General features: G+C 73.1%; 17 protein-coding genes. 7 read left to right on the top strand and 10 right to left on the bottom strand.

The features are described from left to right. Positions 1-80: 80 nt before the first annotated feature. Positions 81-1,901: a DNA helicase RecQ gene (recQ, locus tag AC6JBM_RS55405; RefSeq protein ID WP_497981443.1), complete on the top strand. Its 1,821-nt coding sequence runs from the start codon at positions 81-83 to the stop codon at positions 1,899-1,901. Here the strand turns inward: recQ and asnB are convergent. Continuing rightward, a complete protein-coding gene (gene asnB / locus AC6JBM_RS55400; RefSeq protein ID WP_497981442.1) occupies positions 1,855-3,747 on the bottom strand; it encodes an asparagine synthase (glutamine-hydrolyzing) in 1,893 nt (630 codons plus the stop codon). The genes recQ and asnB overlap by 47 nt on opposite strands. Before the next feature lie 190 nt (positions 3,748-3,937). Between asnB and AC6JBM_RS55395 the strand changes: the two genes are divergently transcribed. Then, positions 3,938-5,983 carry a transglycosylase domain-containing protein gene (locus tag AC6JBM_RS55395; RefSeq protein ID WP_497981441.1) on the top strand — a complete coding sequence of 682 codons (2,046 nt, stop codon included), beginning with the start codon at positions 3,938-3,940 and terminating at the stop codon, positions 5,981-5,983. A gap of 1,083 nt (positions 5,984-7,066) precedes the next feature. Here the strand turns inward: AC6JBM_RS55395 and AC6JBM_RS55390 are convergent. Continuing rightward, positions 7,067-7,687 (bottom strand): C39 family peptidase, encoded by a 621-nt coding sequence (locus tag AC6JBM_RS55390; protein ID WP_497981440.1) that lies wholly within the window; start codon positions 7,685-7,687, stop codon positions 7,067-7,069. Between the two features lie 442 nt (positions 7,688-8,129). Here AC6JBM_RS55390 and AC6JBM_RS55385 point away from each other — a divergent pair, with 442 nt between their 5' ends. The 3 genes from AC6JBM_RS55385 to AC6JBM_RS55375 all read left to right on the top strand — a co-directional run bounded on the left by AC6JBM_RS55385 (position 8,130) and on the right by AC6JBM_RS55375 (position 10,592). After that, complete coding sequence (locus AC6JBM_RS55385; RefSeq protein WP_497981439.1) at positions 8,130-8,918, top strand: hypothetical protein; 789 nt, start codon at positions 8,130-8,132, stop codon at positions 8,916-8,918. A gap of 69 nt (positions 8,919-8,987) precedes the next feature. Continuing rightward, positions 8,988-10,118, top strand: a complete 1,131-nt coding sequence (locus AC6JBM_RS55380; protein WP_497981438.1) for a L,D-transpeptidase — start codon at positions 8,988-8,990, stop codon at positions 10,116-10,118. Positions 10,119-10,130: 12 nt separating this feature from the next. Then, positions 10,131-10,592 carry a cupin domain-containing protein gene (locus AC6JBM_RS55375; protein ID WP_350612505.1) on the top strand — a complete coding sequence of 154 codons (462 nt, stop codon included), beginning with the start codon at positions 10,131-10,133 and terminating at the stop codon, positions 10,590-10,592. Between the two features lie 37 nt (positions 10,593-10,629). On the opposite strand, the gene AC6JBM_RS55370 is transcribed toward AC6JBM_RS55375, so the two are convergent. From AC6JBM_RS55370 to AC6JBM_RS55340, 7 genes are read right to left on the bottom strand one after another with little or no spacing between them, the layout of a single operon-like run. Then, a complete protein-coding gene (locus AC6JBM_RS55370) occupies positions 10,630-11,235 on the bottom strand; it encodes a DNA-3-methyladenine glycosylase (protein ID WP_497981437.1) in 606 nt (201 codons plus the stop codon). Next, positions 11,232-11,891 carry a TetR/AcrR family transcriptional regulator gene (locus AC6JBM_RS55365; RefSeq protein WP_497981436.1) on the bottom strand — a complete coding sequence of 220 codons (660 nt, stop codon included), beginning with the start codon at positions 11,889-11,891 and terminating at the stop codon, positions 11,232-11,234. Before AC6JBM_RS55365 ends, AC6JBM_RS55370 begins: the two co-directional genes overlap by 4 nt. Before the next feature lie 8 nt (positions 11,892-11,899). Next, positions 11,900-13,429 (bottom strand): MFS transporter, encoded by a 1,530-nt coding sequence (locus AC6JBM_RS55360; protein WP_497981435.1) that lies wholly within the window; start codon positions 13,427-13,429, stop codon positions 11,900-11,902. A gap of 48 nt (positions 13,430-13,477) precedes the next feature. Continuing rightward, the gene (gene menC, locus AC6JBM_RS55355; protein WP_497981434.1) at positions 13,478-14,599 is read right to left on the bottom strand and encodes an o-succinylbenzoate synthase; all 1,122 of its coding nucleotides are present in this window, start codon (positions 14,597-14,599) and stop codon (positions 13,478-13,480) included. Continuing rightward, complete coding sequence (locus AC6JBM_RS55350; protein ID WP_497981433.1) at positions 14,596-15,411, bottom strand: GNAT family N-acetyltransferase; 816 nt, start codon at positions 15,409-15,411, stop codon at positions 14,596-14,598. The genes menC and AC6JBM_RS55350 overlap by 4 nt, the downstream gene beginning before the upstream one ends. Beyond that, on the bottom strand, positions 15,408-16,538 hold the full coding sequence (locus AC6JBM_RS55345; protein ID WP_497981432.1) for a M20 family metallopeptidase: 1,131 nt from the start codon (positions 16,536-16,538) through the stop codon (positions 15,408-15,410). The genes AC6JBM_RS55350 and AC6JBM_RS55345 overlap by 4 nt, the downstream gene beginning before the upstream one ends. After that, the gene (locus tag AC6JBM_RS55340) at positions 16,535-19,348 is read right to left on the bottom strand and encodes an AfsR/SARP family transcriptional regulator (protein ID WP_497981431.1); all 2,814 of its coding nucleotides are present in this window, start codon (positions 19,346-19,348) and stop codon (positions 16,535-16,537) included. Before AC6JBM_RS55340 ends, AC6JBM_RS55345 begins: the two co-directional genes overlap by 4 nt. 131 nt (positions 19,349-19,479) lie before the next feature. Between AC6JBM_RS55340 and AC6JBM_RS55335 the strand changes: the two genes are divergently transcribed. Both AC6JBM_RS55335 and AC6JBM_RS55330 read left to right on the top strand, forming a co-directional pair. Continuing rightward, entirely contained in the window at positions 19,480-19,848 is a 369-nt protein-coding gene (locus tag AC6JBM_RS55335; protein WP_350612513.1) for a PH domain-containing protein, read from the top strand. Positions 19,849-19,863: 15 nt separating this feature from the next. Then, positions 19,864-20,043, top strand: a complete 180-nt coding sequence (locus tag AC6JBM_RS55330; protein WP_350612514.1) for a DUF4236 domain-containing protein — start codon at positions 19,864-19,866, stop codon at positions 20,041-20,043. 121 nt (positions 20,044-20,164) lie between these two features. Here AC6JBM_RS55330 and AC6JBM_RS55325 read toward each other — a convergent pair whose 3' ends face one another. Further along, positions 20,165-20,554, bottom strand: a complete 390-nt coding sequence (locus AC6JBM_RS55325) for a ribonuclease domain-containing protein (protein ID WP_497981430.1) — start codon at positions 20,552-20,554, stop codon at positions 20,165-20,167. Positions 20,555-20,577 lie beyond the last annotated feature (23 nt).

The raw sequence follows: 20,577 nt of genomic DNA, 5'->3' as shown, positions 1-20,577 counted from the left end.
GTGGCCGAGCCGTGGCCGGTCCGTCACCGCGCGGATCGGCCGCCGCCGTTTTGTCGGTGGTGGTCCGTAGAATCGCGGCCATGGAGAGTGCACTCGATGTTCTACGCAGGGTGTTCGGTTACGACGCGTTCCGGGGCAGCCAGCAGGAGATCATCGAGCACGTGATCGCGGGCGGGGACGCCCTCGTGCTCATGCCGACGGGTGGCGGCAAGTCGCTGTGCTACCAGATCCCGGCCATCGTCCGGCCGGGCACGGCGGTCGTGATCTCCCCGCTCATCGCGCTCATGCAGAACCAGGTCGACACGCTGCGGGAGCTGGGCGTGCGGGCCGGGTTCATCAACTCCACGCTCGACTTCGACACCCGCCGCACCGTCGAGGCCGAGTTCGCCGGCGGGGAGCTCGACCTGCTCTACCTCGCCCCCGAGGCCCTCGCCTCGCAGGGCACCATGCGGCTGCTCGACCGCGGGAAGATCGGGCTCTTCGCGATCGACGAGGCGCACTGCGTCTCGCAGTGGGGCCACGACTTCCGCCCCGACTACCTCAACCTGTCGATGCTGCACGAGCGCTGGCCGGACGTGCCGCGCATCGCGCTGACCGCGACCGCGACCAGCGCCACGCACAAGGAGATCGCGACCCGGCTCGGCCTCGGCGAGGCCCGGCACTTCGTGTCGAGCTTCGACCGGCCCAACATCCAATACCGCATCGTGGCCAAGCAGGACCCGCGGCGGCAGCTGCTGGAGTTCCTGCGCGGGGAGCACCGCGGCGAGGCCGGGATCGTCTACTGCCTGTCCCGCAACTCGGTCGAGAAGATCGCCGACTTCCTCAAGGACAACGGCATCCCCGCCCTGCCCTACCACGCCGGGCTCGACGCCCGGACCCGCGCGACCAACCAGGACCGGTTCCTGCGCGAGGACGGGCTCGTCATGGTCGCGACCATCGCGTTCGGGATGGGCATCGACAAGCCCGACGTCCGGTTCGTCGCCCACCTCGACCTGCCGAAGTCCATCGAGGGCTACTACCAGGAGACGGGCCGGGCCGGGCGCGACGGGGAGCCGTCGGTCGCCTGGCTGGCCTACGGCCTGCAGGACGTCGTGCAGCAGCGCAAGATGATCGACACCTCCGAGGGCGACGCCGCCCATCGCCGCAACCTCGGCCGGCACCTCGACGCGATGCTGGCGCTGTGCGAGACCGTCGAGTGCCGGCGCGGACAGCTCCTGGCATATTTCGGCCAGGAGCTCGGCAAGCCCTGCGACAACTGCGACACGTGCCTGGCCCCGCCCGAGTCGTGGGACGGCACGATCGCGGCCCAGAAGCTGCTCTCGACCGTCTACCGGCTCGAGCGGGAGCGGGGGCAGAAGTTCGGCGCCGGCCAGTGCATCGACATCCTGCTCGGCAAGAAGACCGACAAGGTCGTGCAGTGGCACCACGACGAGCTGAGCGTGTTCGGCGTCGGCACCGACCTGCGCGACAACGAGTGGCGGGCCGTGATCCGGCAGCTGCTGGCGCAGAGCCTGCTGTCCGTCGAAGGCGACTACGGCACCCTGGTGCTCACGGAGAGCAGCGCCGAGGTGCTGGGCCGCCGCCGCACGGTGATGATGCGCCGCGAGCCCGAACGCGCGATCTCGGCCGCCAAGACCGCGAAGACGGCACGCCAGGACGCGGCGGCCGCCCTGCCCGCCTCGGCGACGCCCGTGTTCGAGCACCTGCGGGCCTGGCGGGCGGCGACGGCCAAGGAGCAGTCCGTGCCCGCCTACGTCATCTTCCACGACGCCACCCTCCGGCAGATCGCCACGAGCCGGCCGCGGACGCTGGCGGAGCTGTCGGCCGTGAACGGGGTCGGGGAGAACAAGCTGGCTAAGTTCGGGCAGCAGATCCTGGATGCCCTCGCAGAGCTGGATTGACCGTCCCCTCCACGAAGATGCTGTGCCAGAGGCAGAAGCTCAGGACGATCCAGAGCTTCCGCGCGTGGTCGGCCTGGCCGCGCTCGTGCTCCTTCAGCAGGTCGTGGGCGTAGTCCAGGTCCAGCAGCGCCTTCGCGCCCGATGTGGACAGGACGTGGTGGGCCCACTCGTTGAGCTCCGAGCGCAGCCAGGCCTTGGCCGGCGTCGGGAAGCCGAGCTTCGGGCGGTCCTTGATGAAGGCCGGCACGATGCCCTCGGCCGCCTGGCGCAGGGCGTACTTCGTCGTGTGGCCCTTTCGCGGGAGCTTCAGGTGCGGGGGCAGGGCCGAGAGCACCTCGAAGACCCGGCGGTCCAGGTAGGGCACGCGCAGCTCCAGCGAGTGGGCCATCGACATGCGGTCGGCCTTGGTCAGGATGTCGCCGGGCAGCCAGGTGTTCAGGTCGATGTGCTGCATGGTCGTCGCCGGGTCCAGGCCCTCGACCTCCGCGTAGAGCGGCGCGGTCACGTGCGCGTGGCCGACCGCGGGGGCGCCGCGCAGCAGGCGGGACCGTTCGGCGTCGGAGAGGATGCGGGCGTTGCCGAAGTACCGCCGGCGCAGTGGCGTTGTCGCCCGCTCCAGGTAACTCTTGCCGCGCATCCCCTCCGGCATCGCCCGGGCCACCCGCCGCAGCGCGCGCTGGATCGACGGGCCGCGGCCGGAGACGGGCGCGAGGGACTGCGGCTCGCGGTAGATCGCGTAGCCGCCGGCGAGCTCGTCCGCGCCCTCACCCGACAGGACGACCGTGACGTGCTCGGCGGCGGTGCGGCAGAGGAAGTACAGCGGCACGATGGACGGGTCCGCGACCGGGTCGCCGAGGTGCCACACGATCCGCGGCAGCGCCTCCATGACGTCGGCCGGGCGCACGATCGACGGGGTCAGCTCCACGCCGAGCTCGCGGGCCGAGCGCTCGGCGATCTCGACCTCGTCGTTGCCGGCCTCGAAGCCGGCGGTGAACGCCCGCAGGTGCGGATGGTGCTCGGCGGCCAGGGCGACGATCGCGGTCGAGTCGATGCCGCTGGACAGGAACGCGCCCACCGGCACGTCGGCGCGCATGTGCGCCTTGACGCTGTCGCGCAGGGCCTCGCGCAGGTCGGCGACGACGGCGGCCTCCTCGGCGGCCGGGTCGGGGCGGAACGCGGGGCGGGACCAGCGGCGGATCTCCGGGGCGCGGCCGAGCTGCTTGGTCAGCAGGGCACCGGCGGGCAGCCGGGCGATGTCGCGGTGGAGGGTGTACGGCTCCGGGACGTACTGCATCGTGAGGTACAGCGAGACGGCGGTCGGATCGAGGTCCTCGGCGGCGCAGTCCAGCAGCGGCGCCTTCTCGCTGGCCAGCCAGACGCCGTCGCGGGTCACGACGTAGTACAGCGGCTTGATCCCGAACGGGTCGCGCGCCGCGTAGAGCGTGTCCGTCTCCTCGTCCCACAGCGCGAACGCGAACATGCCGCGCAGCCGGTCCAGGGCGGCCGGGCCCCAGACGTCGAACGCGGCCGCGACCACCTCGGCGTCCCCGTCGGTCGCGAACGTGGCGCCGTGGTCGCGCGCCAGCTCCTCGCGCAGCGCCTCGAAGTTGTAGACCTCGCCGTTGAAGACGAGCGACCAGCGGTCGGCGTAGCGCAGCGGCTGGCGGCTGCCCTGCCGGTCGATGACGGCGAGACGCGCGAACCCGGCGGCCGTGCCGGGCCCGAGCCGCTCCAGGGCCAGGTCGTCGGGGCCCCGGTGCTCGAGCAGGGCGAGCCGGCGCTCCATCGCGCCGAGGGTCGCCGCGGTGATGATGTCGTTGCCGGTGTACATCAGGAAGCCGCACATGCCAGTCAGCCGACCACCGCTCAGGCCCGCCCAAGGGCCGATGCCGGGCCGTCCATCCCGCGTCTCCCCCGGGCTCGACCACCGGGGTAACCTGGGCGTTTCCCGGCCACAACGGGCAGCGCGGGGTGATCTGGCCACGGCGGCGGTTAGCGGGCCGGGCGCCGGGTAGCCGCGCGCCATGCTCCTGAGGGTGGTACGGCTGCTGGTGTGCGCAGTGCTCGGCGGGGTGGTGCTGGCGGCCGCGGCCCTGCCCGTCGCGATCGTCGGCGGCGGTGCGGCCAAGGCCGGCGGCGACACGTGGGAGTCGCTGCCGACGGACCTGGCGACGCCCCGGGCCGCGCAGACCTCCTACGTGTACGCGAGCGACGGCAAGACGCTCATCACCGCCTTCTACGACGAGAACCGGCGCGACGTCGAGCTCGACGAGATCGCCCCGGTGCTGCAGCAGGCCGTCGTCGCCGCCGAGGACGCGCGCTTCTACCAGCATCACGGTGTCGACATCCGCGGCGTGGCGCGCGCGTTCGTGTCCAACAGCCGCGGCGGGGCGCAGCAGGGGGCTTCGACGCTGACCATGCAGTACGTCCGCAACGTTCTGAAGAACGACCCCGACCTCACGCCGCAGCAGCACGTCGACGCCCTCTCCGACACCCCGGCGCGCAAGGTGCGCGAGATGCGATACGCGCAGGCGATCGAGAAGAAGTTCTCGAAGGCCGAGATTCTGCGGCGGTACCTGAACATCGCCTACTTCGGCGCGGGCGCGTACGGCATCGCGTCGGCCGCGCAGACGTACTTCGGCAAGTCCCCGTCCGACCTGACCCTGCCCGAGGCCGCCATGCTCGCCGGGCTGTTGCAGTCCCCCGACGTCGACAACCCGCTCACCGGGGAGCGGACGGCGGCCCTGAACCGCCGCGAGTACACCCTGTCGTCGATGGCGAAGATGCACACGATCTCCACCCAGGACGCCGCGGCGGCCGCGACGGCGGACCTGCACCTGAACGAGCTCCGGCCGCCCAACGACTGCACCTCGGTCGCCCAGGAGCACAACGACTGGGGCTTCTTCTGCGACTACTTCCGCGAGTGGTGGAACGAGCGCCCCGAGTTCGGCGCGACCCCGAACGAGCGCGACGAGCGGCTGCGCACGGGCGGGTACACGATCGTCACGTCGCTGGACCCGGCCGTGCAGTCCGCGGCGCTCAGCCAGTCCCTCGGCGTCTACGGCTACGGCAACGCGCGCTCGCTCCCCCTGGCCGTCGTGACCCCCGGCACCGGCCGCATCCTGGCCATGGCGGTGAACCGGCACTACAGCCTGGCGCCGGACCGCTCGAACACCGTCAACCAGCTGATCGCGGGCGGCGCCGGGGTGGAGGGCTACCAGGCGGGCTCGACGTTCAAGATGTTCACGATGCTGGCCGCGCTGGATGCCGGCCTGCCCCTGAACACCCACTTCAACGCCCCGGCCCGCCTGGCGACCATCTGGCCGGGCAGCGCCTCGGCCAACTGCGGCGGCCGCTGGTGCCCCGCCAACGACACCCCGTCGTGGATGGACGGCGACCGCACGATGTGGAACGGGTTCGGCCGGTCGGTGAACACGTACTTCGTGTGGCTGGAGCAGCAGATCGGCGCGCGGCGGGCGGTGGACATGGCGCAACGCCTGGGCATCAGGTTCCGCGGGCAGCTGGACCAGAGCCTCGCCGCGAATGCCGATAAATGGGGATCTTTCACCCTGGGCGTGGCGCAGACGACGCCCCTGGACCTGGCCAACGCGTACGCCGCGGTGGCGGCTGGCGGCCTGTACTGCTCGCCGCTGCCCGTCCTGTCGATCAAGGACCCCGACGGCGTGTCGCTGGACGCCGGCTCCCCCGAGTGCCGCCAGGTCGTCGACCCGGACGTGGCCGCGGCGGCGACGGACGCGGCGCGCTGCCCGGTGGGCCGCGGCTCGGCCTACGGCAAGTGCGACGGCGGCACCGCGGAGAACATCTCGGGGATCTTGGGAGGCCGCCCGGTGGCGGGGAAGACGGGCAGCTCCGAGAACAACGCGACCGAGACCTTCGCCGGCTTCACGCCCCAGGTGGCGGCGGCGGGGATCGCGGTGAACGCGGACAACCCCAACGACTATGTGGGCGGGGGCGTGTCGAGCGCCGTGAATCAGGCGGTGGCCCTGACCATGGTCGCGGCGCTACGGGGCCAGCCGGTGCAGGGCTTCCCGGCCCCGTCGCGCAAGCGGGCCCTCGGCTAGCAACGCCGCCACCGCATCGCGCGGATGTCGTACTCCGCTTGATCCGTTACAGATTGACTTCACTTGATGCGCGACACTCCGCCTGGAAGCCGGGGTGGCGGTGATGTCGGCCAACGCGGCCAGCAGTTCTGGCTGGGCCCCGCCCACGCCGGCACCACCATCACGCTGTGGGCCGACACGACCGTCGTGCACCTGCTCAAGGACGACACGCGGCTCAAGACCGCGCCGTCCCGGCTGGTCAACGCGGTGTCCTGGTGCGCAGCCCGCCCAACCCGCTGTCGCCGCCCGACATCCGCCGCATCCGCGACGCCCGGCCGGCCGGCCGGCCGGACCAGCTGCGGCACAGCCGACCGACCCGCTGCGAGTCGATCGCCGCGTCAGCAGCCGCGGCGCCCTCGTCGTCGCCGGCCGGACTGTCACGGTCGAAGAAGCCGACACGACCGTCCGCATCCCCGACGGCGACCAGGTCCGCACCGAAGTCGCCCGCACTACCACGAAGGAGGAGACTCGGCGAATCTCTGTGGCCGAGATCCCTGATGCCGTCGCCTGCGGCGACCAGACCGAACCCGATTCGCGGGCAGCGGAACCCACACCCGCGACCGAAGCGTAACGGATCAACTGGACCCCCCGCCCGGCCGAACCCGACGTCACGCCCGCACGCTGGCCGGGCACCACACGCGGCGGGCCGCCCGGGGCCGTGTGAGGCTCCAACTCCGCGCAGCCCGGGCGTTGCAAGCCGGCCGGGCCTATCCGTCGTGCCGCCCGACACGACGGATAGGCCCGGCGGCCTGAGCCGCCAACGGCAGCCTCCGACAATGCACGTCCACGCTCGATCCAGACCCGACCCCACCCGGCGCCGTCCCCGAACGGGCATCCCGCGCGCGACGTGCGTGCGGGCGTCCGTAGCAGGCGCGCGATCAGGGCCGGCCCGACATCACATGTGACCGAGGGCCGAGGGGACGATCAAGACGTGCCCGAACATCGTCGGCGGTGCGTTCCGTTCATTCACCTACGCTACCATCCGCATCCAAATTTCTGCGGTTGTCGATCACTAAACGATCGCACATGGTAACCGGAACGCTACTACGCCGCGTAGCCGCGCAAGGCGATCCAATCGGCCATCCGCTGGACGCTCAGGGTGTACGAGCCTACGCCGAGCGCGTCCGCCGGATCCGCGATCCGCACGGTGTCGCCGCCGTTGGTGTAGCCGACGATCGTCAGGTAGTGGCCGCCCGGGTACGCGTGGCTGTTCCCGGCATCGTCCACTGTGGAACCCGCGATGTTCGCGACCACGGCGTAGCCCTGGCTGATCGCGTGCACGACCGACTGCTTCAGCTCCGCCGTGTCCGCCGCCGACGCGGACTGGCCGCGGATGAAGTGGGCGGTGTAGAAGTTGCTGCCGGTGTACGCGTTCAGGGCCCGCGTCGTGTCCTGCGACGAGTTCGTGCCGCTCTCCGTCGTGCCCAGGGACTGGGCGACCTGGGACTGGGACGGGAACATGTTGCGGGCCGTCAGGGCGATCCGGGTCGCCGCGGGGCCGCAGAAGTAGTAGTTCTCCTGCCAGGCGAACTGGTACTTCAGGTCCAGCTGGGCGGGGGCCGCGGGCGCGGCCGGGGTCGCGGGCTGGGTTTGGGTCTGGGTCTGGGTCGGAGCCGGGGTCGGACGTTTGGCGCGGCTGGCCTTCGACGGGCTTTCCCGAGGCATGACGGCTTCGGCCGCGGCAGCGGGGGGCGCACTCGACACAGATGCGTTCGAGGCGGCCACGACGCCGAGGCCGGCCGCTAGCGCGACAACCGCCGACGCCACCGCGACCGGCAGCCGCGGCGCTTTGAGGACGCGCTGCGCATGACGGGATCGGTAGATGTACGACACGGGGATCGACGCTAAACGCGCCGCTCAGAGGCCATCTCACCCCCTGGGTGAGACAGCCAGCGGGCCACTCGCCCGGGGCTCGGGCGCCTCGGGGCAGCTCGCCCGGGCGCCGAATCTCATCCCTGAAATCACCCTCTGCTCGACCCGGTCCTAGTCTCGCCCAATGCTCGCCGGCCAAGACGAAGATCAACAGCTCACGAGCGGTCCGCGTCACCTTCGGACCCGCCGCTTCCGCCACGCCGGGCAATCGCCGGGGCAACCCGAGGTCCGGTTGATGGCACCGTACTGGGAGCGGACGCAGCTCTGGGAACCAGCCCAAATCTGGAAGCGCACGCAGCCGGTTCGGTCCGGCATCGCGGCCGCGGTCGCCGCCCTTCCCGGCCGCACCACACAGGAGCAACGGGTGATGGCGCCGTTCTGGGAGCCGAGGCAACAGATCCGCGCCGGCCTCGCGGCCGCGGTCGCCGCCCTCGCGTTCATCGCCGTCCTGCCCGGCCGCTCCGCGCAGCCCGCGCAGCCGCAGGCGGAACCGGCTCAGGTCGCCGCCGCGCGGGTCGAGCCGTCGACGGCGTCGCGCAACGACCAGCGCGCGCACGCGCCGCAGCCCCTCCCGACGCCGACGGCACCGGTCGTCGTGGACCCGGTGGGCGGGCTCAGCCGCGCCGAGATGGACAACGCGATCGCGATCGTCGACGTCGCCAAGCGTGAGAGACTGCCCAAGCGCGCGGCCGTGGTCGCGCTCGCCACCGCGCTGCAGGAGAGTCACCTGCGCAACCTGGCCAACCCGAACGTCCCGTCGTCGCTGGGCCACCCCAACGAGGGTGTCGGCTACGACTACGACTCCGTCGGGCTGTTCCAGCAGCGGCCGAACTGGGGCTCCGTCGACCAGCTCATGGACCCGCACGAGTCCGCGCGGCGGTTCTACTCGGCGCTGACGCGCATCCCCGGCTGGGGCGACTACGCCGTGACCGTCGCGGCGCAGAAGGTGCAGGGGTCGGCGTTCCCGGACGCGTACGCGAAGTGGGAGGACCTCGCCACCCAGATCGCCGACGCGACCATGTGAGCCCAGGTAAGCCGCGATATCACCCTGAAGGCCAAGCGGCCTAGCCCGGCTGGGTCGCAGGATGCCCGCATGCGCACACGAACCACTGTTGCGGCCCTGGCGCTCGCGGCCGCCGGGCTGACCGCCTGCCACGGCGACCCGCCGAAGAACGCCGCGAAGCCGAAGCCGCCGCCGCTCAAGCCGGCGGCGCTGAGTGTCACGCCGGCGTCGGGTGCGGGCGCGGTGCCGATCAGCGCCGAGATCGGCACCAGCGTCACCGACGGCAAGATCACCTCGGTGTCGCTCACGGACGCCGCGGGGCAACAGCTTCCAGGGGCGCCCCGCGATGACGGATCCACATGGGTACCGGCGGCGGCCCTGCGGTACGACACGTCCTACACCGCGAAGGTGACCGCCGTCGGTGCCGACAACCGCCCGGTCACCCAGGTGACGACCTTCCACACGGCCGCGAAGCCGTCCGGCTCCGCGGTGACGAGCGACCTGATGCTCACCAACGGCGGGACCTACGGCGTCGGCATGCCGATCGTGGTCGAGTTCGGTTCCGACGTACCGCCGGAGAACCGCGCGGCCGTCCAGCAGCGCCTGTTCGTGACGAGCGACCCGCCGCAGCCGGGGGCGTGGCACTGGTTCGGCGGGCGGCAGGTGATGTACCGGCCCGAGAACTACTGGCAGCCCGGCACGAAGATCACGGCCCGCAAGGCCCTCAACGGGGTGGCCATCGGCAGCGGGCACGCCGACGAGGACTTCAGCGCGACCGTCACGATCGGCCGCAAGCTCACGATCGACATCGACAACAGCACCAAGACCATGCAGGTGTCGGTGAACGACGCCGTCGTGCGCAGCATGCCCGTCAGCCTCGGCAAGGCGTCGACGCCGACGTCGAGCGGCACGACGGTGATCATGTCCCGCGAGCCGTCGGCGGTGTTCAAGACGCCGGAGTACACCACGACCGTGCAGTACGCGATGCGCCTCACCTGGGGCGGCCAGTACATCCACGCCGCCCCCTGGTCCGTCTCCGACCAGGGCAAACGCAACGTCTCGCACGGCTGCACCAACGTGTCCACCGACAACGCCCGGTGGCTCTACGAGCAGGTCCTCGTCGGCGACCCGGTCGTCACCCGCAACACCGAGGTCGGCCTCGACCCCGGCGACGGCTGGACGGCCTGGAACCTGCCCTGGTCCGAGTACACGAAAGCCTGAGAGGAGTCCGGCATGGAGGTCATCCGCGCGCCGAGCACGAGCCGCCCGGCGCCGCAGCAGCGATACTCGGGAGTCGCCTGGATCGGCCGCGACGTCGTCGCCCTGGAGCCGTCCCGGCTGGCCACGTTCCACGCCCAGTTCAACCCGGGCGCCCGCACGGCCTGGCACCGCTGCCCCTACGGCCGCGTCCTGCACGTGCTGCACGGCATCGGCCGCGTCCAGCGCCGGGGCGGCCCGGTCCACGAGGTCCGGGCCGGCGACACGGTGGTGGTCGCCGCGGGCGAGTGGCACTGGCACGGCGCCGCCCCGACCACCTTCGTCGCGGTGGTGTCGACCCACGAGACGGACCCGGACGGGCCCGGGACCGAGTGGGGTGAGCAGGTCACCGACGCCGAGTACGCCCGCCCGCCCCAGTCCACCGCGATCCGCCTCCCCGACGAGGACCGGGTCGCGACCCGGGAACCCACCTGGTGACACGAAAGGCCCGGACCGGCGACGGTCCGGGCCTTCGTCACGTACGGGGAAGTTTCGGCAGTTTCGGCAGTTTCGGGACGTGGCGGCGGTACTCGCTCACCGTCGGGTCCCCGGTCAGCCAGAAGCGCCACGGCACGTCGTGGGCGCCGGTCACGCCGACGCGCGGGCCGGCCGAGATCGCGCCGACCGGGGCGGCCGGGGCGCTCAGCAGGCCGTCGAGCAGGTAGGTGCCGTAGAAGTCGCGGCCGATCGCGAGGGCACTGCACAGCCGCGCCGGGCCGCGGGCCAGGTCGGCGTCCGTGCGGGCGGCCGGGCGGCGACCGCGGGCCGTGTCCACGCCCGCGACGACCTCGCCGGCGCGCAGGAGCACGGCCGACGCGGTGCCCTCGGTGCCCGTGACGACGTTCATGCAGTAGTGCATGCCGTAGGTGAAGTACACGTAGGCGTAGCCGGCCGGGCCGAACATGATGGCGTTGCGCGGGGTCCGGCCGCGGTGGGCGTGGCTGGCGGGGTCCTCGCCGGTGCCGGAGTACGCCTCGACCTCGGTCAGCCGGACCGTCACCCCGCCGGCGGTGAGCCGGCAGCCGAGCAGCGCCCGCGCGGCCTGCTCGACCGGGCCCGCCAGGGCGTCGGCGAGGCTCACGAGGTGATCAGGCCGATGCGCCGGACGAGGTCGTCGACCGTCTTGTCCAGCGGCGGCAGCGGGAAGCCGGGGACGAACTGGCGCATGACGACCGCGCCGTGCAGCGAGGTCCACAGGGTCGAGGCGTCAGCGAACGGGTCGGTGCTGGTCGAGCGGCCGGCGGCCACGCACGCCTCGAGCCCGCCGACGAGGACCGTGAAGGCCTCGAGGCGGCGCTGCCACACCTCGGGCAGGTCGGTCACGTCGGCGGCGTTGAGCAGCTTGAGGCGGCCGGTGCGCTGGCGGCCGAAGAGCACCCGGTAGCGGGCCGGGTCCTGCATGCCGAAGCGGACGTACGCCTGGCAACCGGCCAGCAGCCGCGCCACGGGATCGGTCACGCCCTCGGCCGCGTCGGTCACGACCTGCCGCAGGCGCTCGAAGGCGATGTCGAGCACCGCCTCAAGGATCGCGTCGCGGTCGGCGAAGTGGGTGTAGATCGACGGCGCCGAGATCCCGGCCTCGCGAGCGACGGAGCGCAGGGTCAGCGCCTCCTCGTTGCCCTCGCGCTCGAGCAGGCGCTCGGCCGCGGCCACGATCTCGTCGCGCAGCAGGGCCCCCTCGCCGCGCCGGTTGCGGGTCCGGCCGCCACCGGCCGAACCCGCGGAATCCGACTTCATACCGTTCATCATGCCGTCTGCGCGACGAGCTCCGGCGGGCGGACCGCGTCCGGGGCCACCCGGCGCGGGCGGACAATCAGCACCGTCAGGGCCATGAGCAGCGAGATCCCGGCGGCGATCAGGGCGCCGCGGGACATGGCGTCGGTGAAGGCCCGGTCGGCGACGGCGATCACGTGCTGGGCGGCCGGGGCGGGCAGGGTCGCGGCGAACCCGTGGGCCGTGGGCAGGTCGGTGCCGGCCGGGCCCAGATCAAGGCCGACCGAGGACTCGGCGCCGACGGAGGAACGGTAGGCGGAGGAGACCACGGTGCCGAGGACCGCGATGCCCAGCACGCCGCCGAGCTCCCGGATCACGCTGTTGAGGGCGCTGGCCATCGAGGCGAACTGGGGCGGGACGGAGCCGCTGATCTGCAGGCTGGCCGGGGCCATCATCATGCCCATGCCGAGGCCGATGACGGCGGTGCCGGCGGCGATCCTCCAGAACTCGGTGTGCACGTCGGTGGTGGCGAGCGCCAGCAGGCCGGCAGTGGCCAGGAAGAGCCCGAGCGCGAGGGTGCCGCGGGTGCCGAGCCGGCCGGTGATGAGCGGCGAGGTGGCCGAGGTCGCGGCCATGGCCGCGGCGAACGGCATCGCGCCGAGGCCGGCCACGAGCGGGCTGTAGCCGTGCACCAGCTGCAGGTACTGCGACAGCTCGAACAGCGTGCCGAAGAGCACGAAGAACACCACGGCGAGGGAGAGCGCGGCCACGGCGAAGGTGCGGTTGGTGAACAGGTCGAGCCGCACGAGCGGGGACGCGGCCCGGCGCTGCCACAGCACGAACGCCACGACCAGGACGGCGGCGGCGGCGAATTCGGCGAGCGTGACGGCGCCGGCCCAGCCGCGCGTGGGGGCCTGGATGACGGCGTCGACCACGGCCGCGACCGCCGCGGTGGACAGCAGCGCGCCGGGCACGTCGAGGCGGCCGCCGCGCACGGCGGGGACGGCGGGCACGACCGCGAACACGGCGGCGACGGCGAAGGCGACGAGCGGGACGTTGATCCAGAAGGCGCTGCTCCACGAGTAGTGCTCGAGCAGGGCGCCGCCGGTGACGGGGCCGACGAGCACGCCGATGCCGGCCGCGGCGGACCAGGCGCCGAAGGCCTTCGGCCTTTCGTGGGCGGGGAAGATGCGGGTGATGATCGCGAGGGTCGCCGGCATGACGAACGCGGCGCCGAGGCCCATCACCGCGCGCCAGGCGATGAGCTGCCCGGGCGAGTCCGACAGGGCCGCGACCGCGGAGCCGCCGCCGAAGACGACGAGCCCGCCGAGCAGGGCGTTGCGGGAGCCGAGCCGGGCGCCCAGGCTGCCGGCGAGGATCAGGGCGGAGGCGAAGACGAGGGTGTACGCGTCGGTGATCCACTGCAGGTCGGCGGTCCCGGCCCGCAGCGCGTGCGCGAGCGACGGCAGCGCGGTGTTCAGCACGGAGTTGTCGAGGGTGACGGCGACGAGCGTCAGGCTGAGGACCGCGAGAGCGGCCCAGCGACGCGGATACTCGGACAAGACGGACTCCCTTACAGGCGTTTGCTAACGCCTGTAAGGTTAGAGCCGTCAGCTAACACTTGTAAAGTTATGCCACTCTGTCTCGGTCGTCACACTGTCGAGGACGTCGCGCAGCGGCTCGACGCCGATGCCGGGGCCGGTCGGCACGGCCACATGACCGTCCTTGAGCACGAACGGCTCGGTGATGTCCTGGGCGTAGTACCGGTCCGACGCCGAGGTGTCCCCCGGCAGCGTGAACCCGGGCAGCGCGGCGAGCGCCACGTTCGCGGCCCGCCCGAGGCCGGTCTCCAGCATCCCGCCGGCCCACACCGCGACCCCGTTGGCCGCGCACACGTCGTGGATGCGGCGGGCCTCCAGGTAGCCGCCGACCCGCCCCGGCTTGATGTTCACGATCCGGCAGGCGTTCAGGGCGATCGCGTCGGCCGCGGCCCGCGCGCTGACGATCGACTCGTCGAGGCAGATCGGGGTGCGGATCATCGTGGCCAGCCGGGCGTGCCCGCGGAGGTCGTCCTCCGGCAGCGGCTGCTCGATGAGCAGCAGCCCGAACGGGTCCAGCCGGGCCAGCTGCTCGGCGTCGGTCAGGGTGTACGCGGTGTTCGCGTCGACCTGCAGCAGCACGTCGTCGCCGAAGCGCTCGCGCACGGCCCGGACCGGCTCGACGTCCCAGCCGGGCTCGATCTTGAGCTTGATCCGCAGGTACCCGGCGGCGAGGTAGCCCGCGACCGCGTCGAGCAGGGCCGGGATCGAGTCCATGATGCCGACCGAGACGCCGGCCGGGACGGTCGCCTTCGTCGCGCCCAGGAAGGACCCCAGCGGCAGGCCGGCCGCGCGCAGGTGCGCGTCGAGCACGGCCGTCTGCACCGCGGCCTTGGCCATCGGGTGGCCCTTGAGCGGCTCGAAGAGCGGCTCGAGGGCATACACGTGGCCGTCGAAGCGGCGCAGGAGCGGGATGAGGTACCGCTTGATGAACGCCTGCGCGCCGTCGACGTACTCCGGCGAGTAGAGCGGCCCGGACAGCGCCACGCACTCGCCCCAGCCCTCGGCCTCGGCCGTGACCGCGCGCACGAGCAGCACGTCGCGCTCGTGCTCGGTGCCGAACGAGGTGCGAAACGGCGACACGAGCGGCATCGCCACCCGCCGCAGCTCGAGCCCCTGGAGCCTTCCGGTCATGCTGCACGCTCCAGGAGATAGCGGCCGTCGCTGGTCATGGCGGTGATGCGGTAGCCGGCCGCGAGCCGGCCCATGAGCGCGTCGCGCACCGCGACCCGCCAGGCCAGGGCCGCCTCCCGGTCCGCCGCGCGCAGGGCTTCGGCGTCGGCAGGGACCGCCACGGCCAGTACAGCCGCCGAATCCGGCGCGTCGTGGGACTCGGGGCGCCCGTCCGCCGTGCGGGAGACCAGGGGCACCGCGGCCTCGGCGTCCGGGGCCGCCGCGGGGCCCGGCGGCCGGTCCAGCCGCCACACCACGAGGATGCGGTCGGTGAGGTCGCCGCTGTTGATGCCGTCGGTCATCGCGCCGTAGAACTCGGGCAGGTACTCGACCGCCTCCGCGCCGAGCTTCTGCAGGTTGAAGTACGCGTTGCGCAGGATCAGGGGGTCGAAGGTCCAGTGCACCTCCGCCACCCCGCGGGCCAGCGTCCAGGCGCGCTGGTGCAGCTTCAGGGCGTAGCCGACGCCGTGGCCGTGCCCGCCGCGCTCGACGCCGGCCAGGTGCGAGTGCAGGTGGACGTGCTCGCCGGCGCGTCCGAAGAAACCGACCGCGGTCCCGACCAGCGCGTCGCCGCGGTAGGCGCCGGACACGTAGTTGCCGGAGTGGACCCACGTGCGCAGCATCGACTCCGACGCGATCTCGGCCGGGTGCTCCGCCCGCCACACGCGCTGCAGCAGCCGGGAGCACTCGGCCAGCTCGCCGGTCGTGGCGAGCTCGACCACCTGCACACCGACGCGTTCGGCGGCGGCCTCGGCATCGGCCCGAGCGCTCACTCGGAGCGCCCGATGCTCGCCGCCAGGGTGCTCACGAGGGCGGCGCGGTCCGGCAGGCTGGACAGCTGGATCCACTCCCCCTCGGCGTGGGCGTTGCCGCCGATCGCGCCCAGCCCGTCGAGGGTCCGCACGCCGACGCCGGCGGTGAGGTTGCCGTCCGAGCCGCCGCCGACCGCCTCGCCGACCGCGATCTGCCCCGTCAGCCGCGCGGTGAGCCGCTGGGCCAGCGCGAACAGCTCGGTCGCGGCCGTCTCCGGCATCGCCGGGCGGGCCGGCCCCAGCTCCACCTCGAGCTCCGCGCCCGGCAGCACCGGCGCGAGGGCGCGCAGGGCCGCGTCGACCCGGCGCATCTCCTCGGGGTCGAAGGAGCGCACGTCGACGCTGACCCGGGCGGCCGCCGGCACCGTGTTGCTCGTGGTGCCCGCGACCGCGTCGGTCGGCGTGACGGTGGTGCCGCGCTCGGGGGCGTTGAGCTCCACGATGCGCAGGATCTGGTGGGAGAGCTCCACGCCGGCGTTGATGCCGAGGTGCGGGGCGTTGCCGGCGTGCGCGGCGCGGCCGGTGACCCGCACCGTGTAGTGCGCGATGCCCTTGCGGGCGACCTTGAGCCGGCCGTGGGAGCTGCCCTCCAGCACCAGCGCGCCGGCCGCGCCGCGGGCCGTGTCCTGGATGAGCGCGGCCGAGGTCGGCGAGCCGATCTCCTCGTCGGCGTTGACGACCACCGCCACGCCGTCGAGGTCCGCACAGGCGGCGAGGGCGTGGAACAGGATCACCAGGCCGCCCTTCATGTCCACGACGCCGGGGCCGGTGGCGCGGTCGCCGTCGACGCTGAACGGCCAGCGGGCCAGGGTGCCGCGCGGCCAGACGGTGTCGTGGTGCCCGATGAGCACGACCCGGGCCGGCCCCTCGCCGAAGCGCCAGCGCAGGTGCGGCCGGTCGGCCACGACGATGCGCTCGGGGGCCGCGCCCAGGAGCCGGTGGCCGAGCGCGGCGACCACGTCGGCGCTGCGGGCCAGGGCCTCGGGATCGGATGACGGGGACTCGACGCCGATCAGCTCGGCCAGGTCGTCTCGCATCCGCGGGGCGGCGGCCGACAGTTCCGCCCGTAAGGTGTCCAGCGCCGTCATCCCCTCACGGTAGCGGGATTGCCGCCGGGAAGCTTGGCTCGCACCACCGCCGCGTGGCCCGGGTCGAACGCGTCGAGGATCTCCGCGCTGCGCCGCCAGTTGTCGGCGGCCGCCGCCGCGTCGCCGAGGTCGGCGTAGGCGTCGCCGAGGTGGCACAGCACGCAGGCCTGGCCGGAGCGGTCGCCGAGCTCGCGGTAGGCGCGCAGCGCGTGGCCGTAGCAGGCCACCGCCTGCCGGGGGTCGCCGAGGCGGTGGTGGGCGTAGCCGACGGCGTCCCAGGTGCCCGCCTCGCCGTGGCGGTCGCCGACCTCGCGGTTCTCCACGAGCGCGTCGCGGCACCGGCGCAGGGCTTGCTCGTACTGCCCCAGCTGCCCCATGATCCAGCCCGTCGCGTTCAGGGCGCGGGCCCGCCACAGCTTGTCGCCGAGGCGCTCGAACAGCGCGAGGGCCTGCTCGCTGTGGCTCAGCGCGTCGCGGTAGCGCCGCTGGGCGTGCTGCAGCCAGCCCAGGTGGTAGTGCGCGCGGGCCAGCCCGGGCGCGTCGTCGAGCTGCTCGAAGAGGCACAGGGCGGTCCACAGGTACTGGTGGGCCTCGTCGAAGCGGCCGATGCGGGCGTACATCTGGCCCAGCTCGCACGAGGCCGCGCCTTGGCCCGGGCGGTCCCCGAGGCGGCGCAGGGCCCGCAGCGCCGCCTCCTGGATGGCGACCAGCTCCGGCCAGCGCCCGTGCCAGTCCAGGAACGTTGTCAGCGCCGCGGCGAGCCGCCACGTGTGCTCGTCCAGGCCCAGTTCGGCGGCGCGGTGCACGGCGGCCAGCAGCGCCCGGTGCTCGTCGGCGAACCAGGCCTGGGCCTGCTCCCGCGGCGGGGCCGGCACCGCGATCGCGGGGTGCCGGGCGGCCCGCGGCTGCGGGTCCCGGGCCGGGTCCAGCTGCTGCGCCGCGGCCTGCGCGGTGCCGACGTAGTGCTCGAGCAGGCGGTGCAGGGCGGCGGCCCGCTCGGCGTCGGGGTCGTGCGACTCGGCCAGCTCCGTGGCGTACGCGCGCAGCAGGTCGTGGAAGGTGTACCGCCCCGGCCGCTGCTCCACCACGAGCCCGGCCCGGTCCAGCTCGGCCAGTCCGGTCCGGGCCGCGGCGGGCGGCACGCCGGCCAGGCTCGCCACGGCGTCGATGCCCAGGTCCGGGCCCGGTCCCAGGCTCATGCGGCGCAGCACCTCGGCGGCGGCCGGGCTCAGGGCGCGGTACGACCACGAGAACACCGCCCGCACGTCGGAGGCCGGGTCCGCGCCGGCGATCGCGTCCAGGGTCGAGCGGCGCGCCCCGAGCTCGTCGGCGAGCGCGGACAGCGGCAGCTCCGGGCGGGTCGCGGCCCGGCCCGCGACGACGGCGAGCGCGAGCGGCAGCCGGGCGCAGCGGGCGACGATCCGCTCGACCGCGTCCGGCTCGGCCGCGACCCGCCGCGACCCGAGCCGGCTCACGAGCAGGTCCCGCGCCTCGGCGTCGGTGAGCAGGTCCACGGGCACGGGCACCGCGCCCTCGATCGCCACCAGCGAGGTCAGCGGGTCGCGGCTGGTGACCACGACCAGGCAGCCGGGCGCGGCCGGCAGCAGCGGCCGGACCTGCTCGGCGTCGCGCGCGTTGTCCAGCAGGATCAGCACCCGCCGGCCGGCGAGCCGGCTGCGCAGCAGGGCCGAGAGCCCGGCGAGGTCGGCCGGGATCAGCTCGGCCGGCACCCCGAGCGCGGCGAGGAACCCGCGCACCGCGTCGGCGGGCGGCATCGGGGCGTCGGCGGGGTCGAAGCCGCGCAGGTTGACGTAGAGCTGCCCGTCGGGGAAGCGGTCGGCGACCCGGTGCGCCCAGTGCACGGCCAGCGCCGACTTGCCCACGCCCGCGGTGCCGGACACGACGGCCACGAACACGGCGCTGCCGGGCGGCGTCCACTCCGCGGGCAGGAGCGCGTCGAGCCGGGCCAGCTGACCGTCCCGGCCCGCGAAGGTCCGCACGGCCAGCGGGATCTGGGCCGGCCGGGTCCTCGGCGGCTCGGGGGCGGCGACGGTCACCGGCGCCGGGGCGGGCGGCGGGTCGAGCCCCTCGTCCTGGCGCAGCATCGCCGACTCCAGCTCGCGCAGGGCCGGGCCCGGTTCGATGCCGAGGTCCTCGCGCAGGGTGTGGCGCAGGCGGTGGAACGCGCTCAGGGCGTCGGCCTGGCGGCCGATGCGGTACAACGCGAGCATGAGCTGCCCGTGCAGCTGCTCGTCGAACGGGTGCTCGCGGGTCAGCTGCTCCAGCTCCGGCAGCAGCCGGGCGTGCTGGCCGAGGCCGAGCCGCGCCTGCAGCAGCGCCCGCTTGCCCTGCAGCCACAGCTGCCCGAGCCGCTCGGCCTGCTCCTCCAGCCAGGTCACGCCGGTCGCGTCGGCCATCGGCTGGCCGCGCCAGAGGTCCAGGGCCCGCTGCAGGTCGCGGACCCGGCCGGCGTCGTCGCCGTCGCGCAGGCCGGCGCTGATGAGCCGCTCGGCCACGGCGACGTCGGTGCCGTCGGGGCCGACGTCGAGCACGTAGCCCGGCGGACGGGAACGCACGGCCGCCTTGTCCGACAGGGTGCGGCGCAGGTAGGAGAGGTGGCTCTGCAGCGCGTTGACCGCGTTCGGCGGCGCGGCGCCGTCCCAGACCAGCTCGACCAGGCGCCCGGTGCTCACGACGTCGCCCGCGTGCAGGCCGAGGACCGCGAGCACGGCCTTGCGGCGCAGGCCCTGCACCGGCCGGGGTTCGCCGCCGACCAGCACGTCGATCGGTCCGAGCAGCCGAACTCGCACCGTGGCCCCCAACGGTAGATTGAGAGCAACCTATAGCGATTGCACCGTCACGGCAGGTCGCACATTCGACCCGAGCCAGGCCGAAACGATACACCGCAAGGCGGGTTGAAGCCGCCGACTATCTTGAGGTCATGGCGCAGCAGGCGAAATACGACCGTCGGGAACAGTACGAGCAGATCGCATCCGGACTGCTGCCGGGCGAGAGCATCATCGCCGTCTACGACGCGGTCGGCGTGGGCACCGGCTTCATCGGCCTGACCGACAAGCGGGTCATCATGCAGGACCGGTCATTCGTGGGCAAGCGGGTGGCGATCACGTCGATTCCCTACGGGAAGGTGACGGCCGTCTCCGTGGTGAGCAACAAGTCGTGGGCGGGCAGCTTTTTCAGCAGCGGTACCATCGCCGTGCACGTCGGCACGCATACGTACGAAGTGGACGTTCGCGGCGTCGAGAAGACGCAGCACATCCACAACGTGATCCTGCATTACGCCGCCCGCTAGCCCCAGGAGGATTCGTTGCCGATCCTGTTTCGCAAGGCCCTGCGGCTCGGCCCGCTGATCCTGAACTTCACGCCCAAGGGCTTCTCCTCGTGGAGCATCAAGATCGGGAAGTGGTCGTGGAACTCGCGCACGCGCGCCCACCGCTATGACCTGCCCGGCCCGTTCTCGTGGCGCAGCAAGGGCAAGCGGAGCTGAGTTTCCCGCTCCCTCCGGTCGCTCGGCCCGGGGGAGCTCCGCTCCACTGCGGCGGCCGGTCGAGGGTCCGGGTTCGTTTGTGGGTGCGGCCTTCGCGGACCGCACCCACCCGCCCATGGCCTTACAGGCGGTAGAAGTCGGTGTAGTGGTTCGGGGAGTACCAGGTGACCCCGGTGCTGCGGTTGATGATGATGCGCTTCGCGTCGCGCGCCGCGCCCTTGTTGCGGGGAATCACGTCGTACTCGTAGTAGGTCGCGCCCGAGGGCAGCTCGCCCTCACGGTTGTAGTACTGGCCACCGGCGTAGTTGTACTTGCCGTAGGGCCAGGCGTACCAGGTCCGCGTGGTCGGGAAGCCCAGGCTCGCCCACCCCGAGCGGGCGGTGCGCGCCTCGGCGCAGCCCGAGATGGTGCACGAGGAGTAGACCGACGCGTCGGCGGCGGTCGCCGGCGCGACGAGCAGCCCGGTCAGCAGGACGATGGCCACGGCGAGACGGCTCAGCATCTTCGTCATGGATACATCGTTACTCGTAAATA

Source organism: Dactylosporangium thailandense (assembly GCF_059739745.1).
The sequence above is the reverse complement of the archived record's forward strand: the minus strand, read 5'-3'. Positions and strand labels throughout refer to the sequence as shown.

Coding starts and splice junctions, on each gene's coding strand:
- recQ (WP_497981443.1), top strand. CDS start 81: ATGGAGAGTGCACTCGATGTTCTACGCAGGGTGTTCGGTTACGACGCG.
- asnB (WP_497981442.1), bottom strand. CDS start 3,747: ATGTGCGGCTTCCTGATGTACACCGGCAACGACATCATCACCGCGGCG.
- AC6JBM_RS55390 (WP_497981440.1), bottom strand. CDS start 7,687: ATGCCTCGGGAAAGCCCGTCGAAGGCCAGCCGCGCCAAACGTCCGACC.
- AC6JBM_RS55385 (WP_497981439.1), top strand. CDS start 8,130: ATGGCACCGTACTGGGAGCGGACGCAGCTCTGGGAACCAGCCCAAATC.
- AC6JBM_RS55380 (WP_497981438.1), top strand. CDS start 8,988: ATGCGCACACGAACCACTGTTGCGGCCCTGGCGCTCGCGGCCGCCGGG.
- AC6JBM_RS55375 (WP_350612505.1), top strand. CDS start 10,131: ATGGAGGTCATCCGCGCGCCGAGCACGAGCCGCCCGGCGCCGCAGCAG.
- AC6JBM_RS55365 (WP_497981436.1), bottom strand. CDS start 11,891: ATGAAGTCGGATTCCGCGGGTTCGGCCGGTGGCGGCCGGACCCGCAAC.
- menC (WP_497981434.1), bottom strand. CDS start 14,599: ATGACCGGAAGGCTCCAGGGGCTCGAGCTGCGGCGGGTGGCGATGCCG.
- AC6JBM_RS55345 (WP_497981432.1), bottom strand. CDS start 16,538: ATGACGGCGCTGGACACCTTACGGGCGGAACTGTCGGCCGCCGCCCCG.
- AC6JBM_RS55335 (WP_350612513.1), top strand. CDS start 19,480: ATGGCGCAGCAGGCGAAATACGACCGTCGGGAACAGTACGAGCAGATC.
- AC6JBM_RS55325 (WP_497981430.1), bottom strand. CDS start 20,554: ATGACGAAGATGCTGAGCCGTCTCGCCGTGGCCATCGTCCTGCTGACC.